Source organism: Rhizobium sp. K102 (assembly GCF_022385315.1).
In the GTDB taxonomy this organism is placed as follows: domain Bacteria; phylum Pseudomonadota; class Alphaproteobacteria; order Rhizobiales; family Rhizobiaceae; genus Rhizobium; species Rhizobium croatiense.
This window is the reverse complement of the sequence record NZ_CP092436.1, coordinates 3545001-3558856: the sequence shown is the minus strand read 5'-3', so window position 1 is coordinate 3558856 and position 13856 is coordinate 3545001. Positions and strand designations below refer to the sequence as shown.

Here is a 13856-nt window from a genome sequence, read left to right as displayed (position 1 = left end):
GGCTCCGGCCTGCTTACATAGGGCTCAACAAGGCCGATGTGCGGTCGAGGTAAAAGCCCGCGTCATGGGCAGACAGGTGTTTTATGACAACGATCATTACTGTTCGAAAAGGCGGCAAGGTGGTGATGGCGGGCGACGGCCAGGTGAGCCTCGGCCAGACCGTGATGAAGGGCAATGCCCGCAAGGTGCGCCGCATCGGCAAGGGCGAAGTGATCGCCGGTTTTGCAGGCGCCACCGCCGATGCCTTCACCCTGCTCGAAAGGCTTGAAAAGAAGCTGGAGCAATATCCCGGCCAGCTGATGCGCGCCGCTGTCGAGCTCGCCAAGGACTGGCGCACCGACAAATACCTGCGTAATCTCGAAGCCATGATGCTCGTCGCCGACAAGTCGATTACGCTCGCGATCACCGGCAACGGCGACGTGCTGGAGCCGGAACACGGCACGACGGCGATCGGTTCGGGCGGCAATTTTGCCCTCGCGGCTGCCCTGGCACTCATGGATACCGACAAATCGGCCGAAGAGATTGCCCGCCGCGCCCTCGATATCGCGGCCGACATCTGCGTCTACACGAACCATAATGTCGTGATGGAAGTGCTGGATGCCGAAGGCTGAACCCTATGCCTTCCGGCCGCTTGCCGTGGCTGATCTGCCGCTCCTCGCCAAATGGCTGGAAAGCCGACATGTCAGGCGCTGGTGGCGCGATCCGGCCGAGGCGCTGGCTTCAATGGAAGAGCACATCGATACGGCCTCCGTCTCTTGCTTCATCGTCACGCTGAATGGAAAGGACTTCGCCTTTATCCAGGCGGCCAATCTCGACGACGAGGACGATGAAGCCCTCGCCGGCCAGCCGAAGGGCACCTACGGCATCGACCAGTTCATCGGCATAGAGGAACTCGTTGGCAAGGGTCACGGACCGGCCTTTATGATAGGGTTCTGCGATATGCTCTTTGCAAAAGGCGCGCAGCGGATCCTCGTCGATCCGCATCCTGACAATGTTTTCGCAATCAGAGCCTATACCAAGGCGGGCTTTCAAGGACTTGGCGAAACAACGACTAATTACGGCCGGGCGCTGTTGATGGCCCTGGACCGCCAGGAGAATGATACGCAATGACCACCTTTTCCCCCGCGAGATCGTTTCCGAACTCGATCGCTACATCATCGGCCAGCATGACGCCAAACGCGCCGTTGCGATTGCGCTGCGCAATCGCTGGCGCCGCCAGCAGCTCGACCCGAGCCTGCGCGACGAAGTCATGCCGAAGAACATCCTGATGATCGGCCCGACCGGTGTCGGCAAGACCGAGATCTCCCGCCGCCTGGCAAAACTCGCCGGCGCGCCCTTCATCAAGGTGGAGGCGACCAAATTCACCGAGGTCGGCTATGTCGGCCGCGATGTCGAGCAGATCATCCGCGACCTGGTCGAGGTCGGCATCGGCCTAGTGCGCGAAAAGAAGCGGGCCGAGGTCCAGGCCAAAGCGCATGTGAGCGCCGAGGAGCGTGTCCTCGATGCGCTGGTCGGCACCACCGCTTCGCCCGCCACCCGCGAAAACTTCCGCAAGAAGCTGAGGGACGGCGAACTCGACGACAAGGAAATCGACATCGAAGTGGCCGATACCGGTTCCGGCATGGGCGGCTTCGAGATCCCCGGCATGCCGGGCGCCAATATCGGCGTGCTCAATCTGTCGGAAATGTTCGGCAAGGCAATGGGCGGGCGCACCAAGAAGGTCCGCACCACGGTCAAGGCCTCCTATACCGATCTGATCCGCGACGAATCCGACAAGCTGATCGACAATGAGGTGATCCAGCGCGAGGCCGTTCGTTCGACCGAGAATGACGGTATCGTCTTCCTCGACGAAATCGACAAAATCGCCGCCCGCGACGGCGGGATGGGCGCCGGCGTTTCGCGCGAAGGCGTGCAGCGCGACCTGCTGCCGCTCGTCGAAGGCACGACCGTGTCGACCAAATACGGGCCTGTGAAGACCGACCATATCCTGTTCATCGCCTCCGGCGCCTTCCATGTCTCCAAGCCTTCGGATCTTCTCCCGGAACTGCAGGGCCGCCTGCCGATTCGCGTCGAGTTGCGGGCGCTGAACAAGGAGGATTTCCGCCGGATCCTGACCGAGACGGAAGCGAGCCTCATCCGCCAGTATCGCGCGCTGATGGAAACCGAAAGCCTGAGTCTGGATTTCACCGACGACGCAATCGATGCGCTGGCCGATGTCGCGGTGCATTTGAACTCCTCCGTCGAGAATATCGGCGCGCGCCGCCTGCAGACGGTAATGGAGCGGGTTCTGGACGATATTTCCTACAACGCCCCGGATCGCGGCGGCACGGCCATCACCATCGATGCCGCCTATGTGCGTGAACATGTCGGCGATCTCGCGCAGAATACCGACCTCTCGCGCTTCATTCTGTGATCTCGGCGCACCGGTGCATGTCTTTGCCGATGTGAATGCCGCATTGTAACGAACTCCACTCTCGACAGCGGGCCTTTTACTTTCTAGTGAAGGCCCGTTTTGTTTTCCGCTGCGGCTTTATTCGGCCAAGATTCTGGTCCAGTCAGCCGCATCGCAAGCAGGACGATGAACGGACGGGATAGCGGATCGTGCGACGCCTTTTGACAAGCCTTTTGATTGCCGCTGCCCTGGTGAATTCGGCGCCGGCCTTCGCCATGCAGACCGTTCCGGCGGGCAACCGTCACGTCGAGCAGCCCGATATTCCGGGCGCTTCCGTTCGCCGCACCAAGGGCACCAAGAGCAGCTTCGATCTGAAATACGAGAAGGTCCATGAGCTTCTGGCGACCGATCGCGAGCTGATGGCCAAAATCCGCAAGGTCTCGAGCGCTTACGGCATCAATCCCATCCATGTCGTCGGCGCCATCGTCGGCGAACACACCTATAATGTCGATGCCTACGACCGGCTGCAGGCCTATTACGTCAAGGCCGCCTCATATGCCGGAGAAAGCTTCCGCTTCGCCTATGACGGCGAAAATGTCGATGATTTCGTGGCGCGGCCGCAATTTGCTCAGTGCAAGGGCAAGAGCGATTCCTACACGCTCTGGTCCTGCCGGGAAGATGTTTGGGAAAGCGATTTCCGCGGCAAGACGGTCGGCGGCCAGAGCTTCCCCAACAACCGCTTCAGCGCGGTCTTCTTTCAGCCCTTTTATGCCGGCCAGACTTTCGGCCTTGGCCAGGTCAATCCGTTGACGGCGCTGATGCTCTCCGATCTCGTCAGTCGCGTGTCGGGTTATCCGAAGCTGAACGAGAAGAATGCCGGCGCCGTTTACAGGGCGATCATGGACCCCGATATCTCGCTCGCCTTCGTTGCCGCTTCCATCCGCAGGTCGATCGACGACTACAAGGAGATTGCCGGCATGGATATCTCGGGCAATCCCGGCCTGACGGCGACGCTTTATAATGTCGGCAATTCGCGCCAGCGCGCCGCGGCACTTGCTGCGAAAAACCGTTCTTCCGGGGCGACCGTCTGGCCCGAAGAGAATTATTACGGCTGGCTGATCAACGACAAGCTGGACGAACTCAAGGGCCTGCTCTAGCTTCAAGCCTGACGGGAAGCGTTGATCTTCCCCGAAAGGCTTTTCCGATGGACATGCGTCCTGATCCCTTCGTTCCGCCGGCGCCGCTGCCGCGCACCGTGCCGCCGAGCCGGCTTGAGATCATCCGCATCATCCTGCGCAATCCGCTCGAGCTGTGGGGCGAGCCGTCCTACACGCTGCCCTGGATCAGGACGAGTTTCTTCGGTCAACACACGCTGATCGTCAACGATCCCGGCCTGATCAAGCATGTGCTGGTCGACAATGCAGCGAATTATCGCATGTCTGACATTCGCCAGCTGGTGCTGCGGCCGATCCTGCGGGATGGCCTGTTGACGGCGGAAGGCCAGGTCTGGAAGCGGTCGCGAAAGGCGATCGCGCCCGTGTTCACACCGCGCCATGCCAAAGGTTTCGCCGGCCAGATGCTGCGCCAATCCGAAGAATACGTCCGCAAATACGAGGGCGCCGGTCCGGCTGGTCAGGTCTTCGACATCGCCGCCGACATGACCGATCTCACCTTTACGATTCTTGCCGAAACGCTTTTCACCGGCGAGATCGTCTCCTCCAGCGGCCATTTTGCCGACGACGTCAACGAACTTCTCCACCGCATGGGCCGCGTCGATCCGATGGACCTGTTGCGCGCCCCCTCCTGGGTGCCGCGGCTCACCCGTATCGGTGGCCAGAAGGTGCTGGAGAAATTCAGGGCGATCGTGCGCGCTACCATGGACATGCGGCTTGCGAAGATGAAGGCTGACCGCGCCGCGGCACCGGACGATTTTCTGACCCTGCTTCTCGAACAGGGCGGTCCCGACGGCCTGACCAAGGAGGAGATCGAGGACAATATCCTGACCTTCATCGGCGCCGGCCACGAAACGACTGCGCGGGCGCTGGCCTGGACCCTTTATTGCGTCGCAAACAGTCCGCATATTCGCGAAGCCATGGAAACGGAGATCGACACTGTTCTGGCAACCGGCGCCGACCCGGTCGAATGGCTGGATCTGATGCCGGTGACGCGGGCCGCGTTCGAGGAGGCGCTGCGGCTCTATCCGCCCGCGCCTTCGATCAATCGCGCCGCGATCGCCGATGACGTCTGGATCAATGCGAAGGGCGAAAGGGTCGAGATACCGGCCGACATCACCGTGCTCATCATGCCTTGGACGCTGCACCGTCACGAGCTCTATTGGGACAAGCCGCGCGCCTATATGCCTGAACGCTTCTTTCCCGAAAATCGCGGCAGCATCGGCCGTTTCCAATTCCTGCCGTTCGGCGCCGGCCCGCGCGTCTGCATCGGCGCGACTTTCGCATTACAGGAGGCGGTGATCGCGCTTGCCGTCATGATGCACCGTTTCCGCTTCGACCAGACGGAAGCGACCAACCCCTGGCCGGTGCAGAAGCTGACGACGCAGCCGCAGAACGGACTGCCGATGCGCGTGTGGCCGCGCATAATTTCCCGTGCGGCATAAATCTTTCGAATTATTGCGGAATTGACTGTGAATGAAAGCCGGGCAAAGTGGCAGCATTCAAAGTCGTTGCCAGGGAGAATGTCGCATGAGCCGCATTGATAAGAACGGTCTTGCCGTCGAAGCCGTCCTTCATGATTTCCTCGTCCAGGAAGTTCTGCCCGGTCTGGCGATCGATGCGGACAAGTTCTTTGCCGATTTTTCGGCGATCGTCCATGATCTCGCCCCCAGGAATCGGGCGCTGTTGAAGAAGCGCGACGAACTGCAGCTCAAGATCGACGACTGGTATCGCCAGCACGGCGCTCCGACCGATATGGACGATTACCAGTCCTTCCTGCGCGCAATCGGTTATCTCCTGCCCGAGGGGTCCGATTTCCAGGTTTCGACCCAGAATGTCGATCCCGAGATCGCCTCGATCGCCGGTCCGCAGCTCGTCGTTCCCGTCATGAACGCGCGTTATGCCCTCAACGCCGCCAATGCCCGCTGGGGTTCGCTCTATGATGCGCTCTACGGCACGGACGCTATTCCCGAGAGCGACGGCGCCGAAAAGGGCAGGGGATACAACCCGAAGCGCGGCGAGAAGGTCATCGCCTGGGTGCGCGATTTTCTCGATGCATCGGTGCCGCTGCAGGACAGCCACTGGAAGGATGTCGCAAGCTTCGCCGTCAGGGATGGAGCGCTCATCATCCGGTCGACCGATGGCGAGCAGGCGGCGCTGAGGGACGGCGGGCATTTTGCCGGCTATCGCGGCGATGCCGCCACTCCGACGCATCTTCTCCTGAAGAACAACGGCATTCACATCGAGATCGTCATCGATGCGGCAACGGCGATCGGCAAGACCGATCCGGCCCATATTTCCGATGTCTGGCTGGAATCGGCGATCACCACGATCATGGACTGCGAGGATTCGATTGCCGCCGTCGACGCCGAGGACAAGATCGTCGCCTACCGCAACTGGCTCGGCCTGATGAAGGGCGATCTGCAGGAAGAGGTCGCAAAGGGCGGCGCCAGCTTCATCCGCAAGCTCAACCCCGATCTGGAATATACAGGTCCGGATGGGACCGCCTTCGAGCTGCATCGCCGCTCGCTGATGCTGGTGCGCAATGTCGGCCACCTCATGACCAATCCGGCCATTCTCGACCGTGACGGCAACGAAGTGCCCGAGGGCATCATGGATGCCGTCATCACCGGACTGATCGCGCTCTACGATATCGGCCCGGCCGGCCGCAGGAAGAATTCCCGCGCCGGCTCCATGTATGTGGTCAAGCCGAAGATGCATGGCCCGGAGGAAGTCGCCTTCGCCGTTGAGGTCTTCTCGCGGGTCGAAGATGCGCTTCACCTGCCTGGCAATACCATCAAGATGGGCATTATGGACGAGGAGCGCCGTACCACGGTCAATCTCAAGGAATGCATCCGCGCCGCCCGCGAGCGCGTCGTCTTCATCAATACCGGCTTCCTCGATCGCACCGGCGACGAGATTCATACCTCGATGGAAGCCGGCCCGATGATTCGCAAGGGTGACATGCGTCAGGCCGCCTGGATATCGGCCTATGAGAACTGGAATGTCGACATCGGCCTTGAGTGCGGCCTTTCCGGCCATGCGCAGATCGGCAAGGGCATGTGGGCGATGCCGGATCTGATGGCGGCGATGCTGGAGCAGAAGATCGCCCATCCCAAGGCCGGCGCCAACACCGCCTGGGTCCCGTCGCCGACGGCCGCAACCCTGCATGCCACCCATTATCACCGCGTCAATGTCGCCAAGGTTCAGCAGGGACTGAAGGACCGCGCCCGCGCCAAACTATCCGACATTCTCTCGGTGCCGGTCGCGGTGCGGCCGAACTGGTCTCAGGAGGAAATCCAGCGCGAACTCGACAACAATGCCCAGGGCATCCTCGGCTACGTCGTGCGCTGGGTCGATCAGGGCGTCGGTTGCTCGAAGGTGCCCGACATCAACAATGTCGGCCTGATGGAGGATCGCGCCACTTTGCGCATTTCGGCCCAGCACATGGCGAACTGGCTGCATCACAAGGTGGTCAGCGAAGCTCAGATCGTCGAAACGATGAAGCGCATGGCCGCCGTCGTCGACCGGCAGAACGAGCAGGACCCGGCCTATCGGCCGATGGCCGGCAATTTCGATGGGTCGATCGCTTTCCAGGCCGCTCTCGAGCTGGTGTTGAAGGGCAGGGAGCAGCCGAACGGCTATACCGAGCCGGTGCTTCACCGCCGCCGCCTCGAGCTCAAGACCAAGCAGGCTGGTTGAGAGTGTAGCTGAGAATAATAAAGGCCGCCGGAACGACAGTCCGGCGGCCTTTTTTATACCGAATTCGGTCTCTACGCTACTGAATGACGATGACCTTGGACGTGCCCTTGCCGGGACGAACGCGGCTGTAGAGGTCGATGACGTCCTGGTTCATCAGGCGAATGCAGCCCGAGGAAGCGGCGGTGCCGATCGAAGCCCATTCCGGCGTGCCGTGCAGGCGGAACAGCGTGTCCTTGCCGTCCTCGTTGAAGAGATACATGGCGCGTGCGCCGAGCGGATTGCTGAGACCCGGGCCCATGCCGTCTTCGACATATTTGGCGACGTCAGGGCGGCGTTCAGCCATTTCCTTCGGCGGGTGCCAGGTCGGCCATTCCTGCTTCCAGGCGACATAGGCGGTGCCGGCCCATGCAAAGCCCTGCTTGCCGACGCCGATGCCGTAACGCATCGCCTTGCCGTTGGCGAGGATGTAATAGAGGAAGCGCTCGCGCGTGTTGACGATGATCGTTCCCGGACGCTCGGTGGTCTGGTAGCTGACGACCTGGCGGCGGAACTGCGGCTTGACCCTGTCGATCGGGATCGCCGGCAGGGAGTATCCGGCATCCTTCGTCAAGCCATAGGCGTCATTGAAGATTTGCGCCGTCTGGACTGTCGGGCCTGCGCCCTTGTCGTTGACGGAGGCACTGTCTGAGGTCGTGGAGCAACCGGCCAGAGCGAGCGTCGCCAGCAGGCCAAATACAGGGAATGCATTGCGGAAGCGCATGAATGACTCTTGAAGTTTTGCGGCAAGGAGAACGGTCTTTCGACCATCGTTGATTATGGTTTATTTTCGATTAACTTGCGCTTTGCAAGGCTGCTGCGGCGCGGCGAAATGGTCCGCCGCGCAAATTAAAAGCGCATGGTTTTTTTGCAACAACCTGCCCAGCCCCACGATGGTTATCCATGACGATTTTGAGCGTTTACAATAACAATCCGTTAATCGATGGCCGGCAATCGGACAGGGCCATGATGGTGCGGAGGGGCACGCAGATATTGCTGCATGAAATGCGCCACGCCGTGCTGCCCGAACTGCCGCTGGCGAGCGGGCGTCGCGCCGATCTGATCACGCTTTCGGAAAAGGGCGAGGTCTGGATCATCGAGATCAAGACGTCGATCGAAGATTTCCGGGTCGATCGCAAATGGCCGGAATACAGGCTGCATTGCGACCGCCTGTTCTTTGCCACGCACCAGGACGTGCCGCTCGATATCTTTCCCGAGGAGTGCGGGCTCTTCCTCTCGGATGGCTATGGCGCCCACATGATTCGCGAGGCGCCGGAACATCGGATGGCGCCCGCCACCCGCAAATCCGTCACACTCAATTTCTCGCGTGCCGCCGCGCAAAGGCTGATGATGGCCGAATGGGCGAACGGAAAACCGTTCACGGTGGACGACGTCTGAGGGATGCCTCCCTATTTCGGCGCCCGTTTGGCGAGAATGCGCTGCAGCGTCCGCCGGTGCATGTTGAGCCGGCGCGCCGTTTCCGAAACATTGCGCTCGCACATTTCATAGACCCGCTGAATGTGTTCCCAGCGCACACGGTCGGCCGACATCGGATTTTCGGGGAGTTCGGCCTTTTCGCCCGGCCGCTGCGTCAGCGCCGAAAAGACGTCGTCGGCATCTGCGGGTTTTGCCAGATAATCGACGGCTCCGAGTTTCACGGCCGTCACCGCCGTTGCGATATTGCCATAGCCGGTGAGCACGATGATTCGCGTGTCATCGCGCCGCTGGCGGATTGCTTCGATGACGTCGAGCCCGTTGCCGTCGCCGAGCCGGAGGTCGACCACTGCATATTTCGGCGGCCTGCCTTTCGATTTCGCAACGCCTTCCGCCACGGACTCAGCCGTTTCCACCTGAAAGCCGCGCGTCTCCATCGCCCGTGCGAGACGGCGCAGGAACGGCCCGTCGTCGTCGACGATCAGCAAGCTGGCGTCGGGCCCGATATGGTCTTCATCCGACGCGGCCAAATTTCCATGATTCTGTTCTGTCATCGTCTCAGGTCCCGGCGCTTGAACGCCCGATCTTGGTCAACCGTTTTTCATTCTACTTATGCCGATAAAGTCATTTTGTCGAATTTGCGTCGAGCAGCATTCGCGGCCATTCGATGCGAATGCGCGCGCCGGCTCTCTCCGGCTCGCGGTTCTCGAAAATCAGCGATGCGCCGGAGCGCTCCAGCAGCGTCTTGGCGATGAAAAGTCCGAGCCCGAGGCCCCCGGCCGTGTCTTCCTTCTGTCGCCTGGTCACATAGGGCTCGCCGATCCGGGTCAGGATGTCGGGTGAATAACCGTTGCCGTCGTCCTCGATGACGATCAGTACCTTATCGTGATCGTGCTCGACGGTGATCGTCACTTTCTCCCTGGCATAGTCGACGGCATTCTCGATGAGGTTGCCGAGTCCGTACATGATCCCGGCATTGCGATCGGTGACCGGCTCGCTCTTACGCGGGCTTTTTTCGATCAGCTCGAGCGCGATGCCGAATTCCCGGTGCGGCGCAACGATCTCCTCGATCATCGAGGACAGCGGCAGCCGGCGCATATGCGCCTCGTCTTCGGAAGACAGCGTCGTCAGCCGCCGCAGAATGTCACGGCAGCGTTCGCTCTGGCTGCGCAGCAGCATGACGTCCTCGCGGAAACGATCGTCGTCCTTCAGTTCCCGCTCCATTTCCTTGGCAACAACGCTGATCGTCGCAAGCGGCGTGCCGAGTTCGTGGGCGGCGGCCGCCGCCAGTCCGTCGAGCTGTGAAAGGTGTTTTTCCCGCTGCAGCACCAGTTCGGTCGCGGCTAGCGCATCGGCAAGCTGGCTCGCTTCCATCGAGACGCGGTAGGCGTAGAAAGCGGCAAACGCCATTGTCGAGGCGATCGAGCACCAGACGCCGAACTGCATGACATTGTGCACATTGATCTCGGCCCCGTCGAACCACGGCAGCGGAAAGGGCGAAAAGGCAAGCACGGTGATGCAGACCATCGCGACGCCGATCAGCGCGGTGCTGTAGCGGATCGGCTGCGAGGCAAAGGAGATGATAACAGGCACGCAGACGAGGGCCGCGAAGGGATTGGCAAGACCGCCGGTGATGAAAAGCAGCGCGCAGAGCTGCAGAAGATCGAAGCCGAGCAGCGCAAAGGCGGCCGGCGGTTCCAGCCGATGCGTCGGCGGGTAGCGGATCGTCAGATAGAAATTCACCCAGGCAAGAGCGGCAATCAGCGAAGAGCTGGCGATCAGCGGCAAGGGAAATTTCAGCCAGAAGGCTACGATGAAAACCGTCAGCGCCTGCCCGCCGACGGCAAGCCAGCGCAGCCGCACCAGCGTCTGCAGGCGCAGCCTGCGGCTGCTGTGCCGATCCTCCATCGTATGGCTTTCTGCCTTGTCGATCATTCTGAGGGCTCCTTGGTCGCCCTCATGTACCACGCGGCTTTGCCCGTGTCGTCGGCAATGCCTCTTCCGGCCGCTCCGGCCAGGGATGGCGTGGGTAGCGCCCCCGCATCTCGGCACGCACGTCCTTCCATGAGCCGGCCCAGAAGCCCGGCAGGTCGCGTGTCGTCTGGATCGGCCGGTGCGCCGGCGAGGTGAGTTCGAGCAGCAGCGGCAGGCGGCCTCCGGCAATCGCCGGGTGCTGCTTGAGCCCGAACAGCTCTTGCACGCGGATCGTCAGCACCGGCTCCTCGCCTTCGTATTGGATTGGATGCCTCTGGCCAGTCGGCGCTTCGAAATGGGTCGGCGCAAGCCGGCTAAGGTCGCGTTGCAACTCGTGCGGCACCAGGGACATCAGGCCGTTCGACAGCCCGGCCGCTGATATTTCGGAGAGGCCGCGGGCCTCCGCCTGAAATGGGCCGAACCAGTCGTCCAGCCGGGAAAGCAGGGCCTCATCGCTGACATCGGGCCAGGGATCGCCGATCGTCCTGTAAAGAAATCCGATCCGCTCGCGAAGCTGCACGGCCTCCTTCGAGAAGGCAAGCTGATCGAGCCCGAGCTCGCGCACCCCCTCCATCATCGCCTGGGTGACCGCCGCCCCTGAAGGGCGTGGCAAAGGCGTCTCGTCGAAGACGATCGCACCGAGCCGGGTTGCCCGCCGCGCCCTGACTTGGCGGCTTTGCCGGTCGAAGAAGATCTGATCGCCGGTTTTGATCTCGCCCGGCAGTTCGGCTTCGACGTCGCCGCGGGTTACCTCGGCTGCCGCCAAAACTCGCGCCTGCGCCGCCCGTCCGGTCAGGTCGGCGATGACAAGCATCTGGCTGCCGGCCAGCCTCTCAGTTTCCGGCAGCTCGGCGCCGCGACCGTTCGCCATCACGAATCGGCCGCGCCCGCCGCGCTGGAGCGCGATCCGATCCGGAAAGGCATGCAGCAGCAGCTGGCCCGCAAGCGCCGGCGCCGCTGCATTAACTCTGTCTAGGCCGCTCGCCAATCGCCCGGCCAGCCGCCGCGAGGCCTCTGCTCTTTCGCCGCGCTCGGCCTTGAAGCGCCGCAGCCGGTCCTCGATATCGAGGCTCGTTCCACCGAGCCCCTGTTCGGTCAGCAGCACGGCGATTAATGCCGCATCCCGGGCATGCCCCGATTCGCCCGCCGATACGACCATCGCGGCAAGCCGTGGCGGCAGGGCGAGATCGCGCATGACCTTGCCGCGTGCGGTCAGCATTCCGTCCTTGTCGAGCGCGCCGAGCTGGCCAAGCAGCATCCGCGCTTCCTTAAGCGTCGTTTCCGGCGGCTGATCGACAAAGGCGAGCGATGCCGGGTCCTGAACGCCCCAGTGCGCGAGATCGAGCACCAGCCCGGAAAGATCGCTCGAAAGGATCTGCGGCGGCGTGAAGGCCGGCAGCGCCGCCGTCTGTCCCTGGTGCCATAGCCTGACGGCGATGCCCGGTTCCGTTCGCCCGGCGCGGCCGGCTCGCTGATCGGCGGACGCTCGCGACACGCGCACTGTCTCCAGCCGGGTAATTCCGGTCGACGCCTCGAATACCGGCAGGCGCTGCAGCCCGCTGTCGATCACGATCCTGACGCCATCGATGGTGATCGAGGTTTCGGCGATCGACGTCGCAAGCACGATCTTGCGCGTTCCGTCAGGTGCCGGGCGGATCGCCGCATCCTGCTCCTTCTGGCTGAGATTGCCGTAGAGCGGCGCAATCAGTGTTTCGGGTCCGAATCGTCCTGCTAGGCGTTCGGCGGTTCGCGTGATTTCCGCTTGACCGGGCAGGAAAGCAAGGATCGAGCCGGCCTCATTGGCGTGTGCGTCGAATATCGCCCGCGTCACGGCATCCTCGACGCGCTCGCCGCCCGGTCGATCCTGGTAACGCACATCGATCGGAAAGCTGCGCCCCAGGCTTTCAATGACAGGCGGATGGTCGAGCAGGGCGGCCACACGTTCAACGTCGAGCGTCGCCGACATCACCAGGATGCGCAGATCCTCGCGCAGGGCGGACTGGACATCGAGCGCCAGCGCCAGCCCGAAATCGGCATCGAGCGAACGCTCGTGGAATTCGTCGAAGATCACGGTCGAGACGCCGGAGAGTTCGGGATCATCGAGGACCATCCGGGCAAAGACCCCTTCCGTCACCACCTCGATCCGTGTCGCCGCCGATATCCTGTTGTCGAGGCGCATGCGGTAGCCGACCGTGCCGCCAACCTGTTGACCGATCAGCGACGCCATCCGGCTTGCCGCCGCCCGCGCCGCCAGCCGCCGCGGTTCCAGCAGGATGATCCTGCCGTCGCCGCGCCAGGCTTGTTCGAGCAGGTAAAGCGGCACCAAGGTCGTTTTGCCGGCGCCGGGCGGTGCCGAAAGAACCGCACGCTTCTGCTCGGCCAACGCCGCACCGATAGCCGGCAGGACATGTGAAACCGGAAGTTCCGGCAATGAAGGACTGATCGTCACTTGCGGCCCGTCACCGTTTCATAGGCAAGAATCGCGCCGGCGAGATCTTCCAGCGCCGCGCCGACGGATTTGAACAGCGTGATTTCGGTCTCATCGCTTCGCCCGCCATGGGCGCCGCTGACAAGTTCCGCAAGCTCCGCTCTGATGTCGCTTTCCCTCAGCACGCCGGTTTTCAGCGGCTGGACGATATCGCCCGCCTCGCTGATGGCGCCGGCACGGGTATCGACATAGACGCTGGCGCGGCGGATCGCCTCGTCATCGCTTTCGCGCATGCTCGGCTTGAATGCGCCGACGAGATCGAGATGGGCGCCGGGCTTCAGCCATTCGCCTGAAATCAGCGGCTCGCTGGAAAGCGTGGCGCAGGAAATGATGTCCGCCGTTCGCGCTGCCGCTTCAACATGGGTGACCGCCTCGGCATCCAGCCCGAGCGCCCGTGCTTCGGTCGCGATCTTTTCGGCAGCCTGCCCATTTCGACCCCAGACCCGGTACCTCTTGATCGGCCGGGTCGTGCCGTGGGCAAGCATCAGATTGAGCGACAGTCGACCGGTGCCGCAGACAAGCAGCTCCTCGGCGTCGGAACGGGCAAGATGACGTGCCGCCAGCGCTGATGCCGCCGCCGTCCGCCGCGCGGTCAGCTCGCCGCCGTCGATGGCGGCCAGCATTTCGCCGGTGGCGCCGGAGGAAAGAAGATAGGTTC

General features: G+C 62.4%; 12 protein-coding genes (1 of these 12 only partly in view). 7 read left to right on the top strand and 5 right to left on the bottom strand.

Annotated elements, in window-relative coordinates; all coding sequences use genetic code 11:
- Window positions 1-83 precede the first annotated feature (83 nt).
- From hslV to MHI61_RS23540, 6 genes are all read left to right on the top strand, one after another.
- On the top strand, window positions 84-611 hold the full coding sequence (hslV, locus tag MHI61_RS23565; protein WP_097605760.1) for an ATP-dependent protease subunit HslV: 528 nt from the start codon (window positions 84-86) through the stop codon (window positions 609-611).
- Window positions 598-1110: a GNAT family N-acetyltransferase gene (locus MHI61_RS23560; RefSeq protein WP_239790795.1), complete on the top strand. Its 513-nt coding sequence runs from the start codon at window positions 598-600 to the stop codon at window positions 1108-1110. The genes hslV and MHI61_RS23560 overlap by 14 nt, the downstream gene beginning before the upstream one ends.
- Window positions 1097-2413, top strand: coding sequence for an ATP-dependent protease ATPase subunit HslU (gene hslU / locus MHI61_RS23555; RefSeq protein WP_239790793.1), 1317 nt, complete (start codon window positions 1097-1099; stop codon window positions 2411-2413). The genes MHI61_RS23560 and hslU overlap by 14 nt, the downstream gene beginning before the upstream one ends.
- Window positions 2414-2601: 188 nt before the next feature.
- Complete coding sequence (locus MHI61_RS23550) at window positions 2602-3549, top strand: DUF1402 family protein (RefSeq protein WP_183840442.1); 948 nt, start codon at window positions 2602-2604, stop codon at window positions 3547-3549.
- A gap of 47 nt (window positions 3550-3596) precedes the next feature.
- Window positions 3597-5009, top strand: a complete 1413-nt coding sequence (locus MHI61_RS23545) for a cytochrome P450 (protein WP_239790791.1) — start codon at window positions 3597-3599, stop codon at window positions 5007-5009.
- Between the two features lie 85 nt (window positions 5010-5094).
- Window positions 5095-7266 (top strand): malate synthase G, encoded by a 2172-nt coding sequence (locus tag MHI61_RS23540; RefSeq protein WP_239790789.1) that lies wholly within the window; start codon window positions 5095-5097, stop codon window positions 7264-7266.
- Between the two features lie 76 nt (window positions 7267-7342).
- Here the strand turns inward: MHI61_RS23540 and MHI61_RS23535 are convergent, their stop codons facing one another.
- Window positions 7343-8026, bottom strand: a complete 684-nt coding sequence (locus MHI61_RS23535) for a L,D-transpeptidase (protein ID WP_239790787.1) — start codon at window positions 8024-8026, stop codon at window positions 7343-7345.
- A 179-nt stretch (window positions 8027-8205) separates the two neighbouring features.
- Here MHI61_RS23535 and MHI61_RS23530 point away from each other — a divergent pair, with 179 nt between their 5' ends.
- The gene (locus MHI61_RS23530; RefSeq protein WP_010029986.1) at window positions 8206-8700 is read left to right on the top strand and encodes an MmcB family DNA repair protein; all 495 of its coding nucleotides are present in this window, start codon (window positions 8206-8208) and stop codon (window positions 8698-8700) included.
- 11 nt (window positions 8701-8711) lie between these two features.
- Here the strand turns inward: MHI61_RS23530 and MHI61_RS23525 are convergent, their stop codons facing one another.
- The 4 genes from MHI61_RS23525 to MHI61_RS23510 all read right to left on the bottom strand — a co-directional run.
- The gene (locus MHI61_RS23525) at window positions 8712-9290 is read right to left on the bottom strand and encodes an ActR/PrrA/RegA family redox response regulator transcription factor (protein ID WP_097584093.1); all 579 of its coding nucleotides are present in this window, start codon (window positions 9288-9290) and stop codon (window positions 8712-8714) included.
- 70 nt (window positions 9291-9360) lie between these two features.
- Entirely contained in the window at window positions 9361-10671 is a 1311-nt protein-coding gene (locus MHI61_RS23520; protein ID WP_239790785.1) for an ActS/PrrB/RegB family redox-sensitive histidine kinase, read from the bottom strand.
- 22 nt (window positions 10672-10693) lie between these two features.
- Window positions 10694-13159, bottom strand: a complete 2466-nt coding sequence (hrpB, locus tag MHI61_RS23515; RefSeq protein ID WP_239790783.1) for an ATP-dependent helicase HrpB — start codon at window positions 13157-13159, stop codon at window positions 10694-10696.
- On the bottom strand, window positions 13156-13856 hold the 3' portion of the coding sequence (locus MHI61_RS23510; RefSeq protein ID WP_239790782.1) for an ornithine cyclodeaminase family protein. It continues 247 nt past the right edge of the window; 701 of the gene's 948 nt are visible here — the last part of the coding sequence; its start codon lies beyond the right edge, outside the window; it ends in the stop codon at window positions 13156-13158. Before MHI61_RS23510 ends, hrpB begins: the two co-directional genes overlap by 4 nt.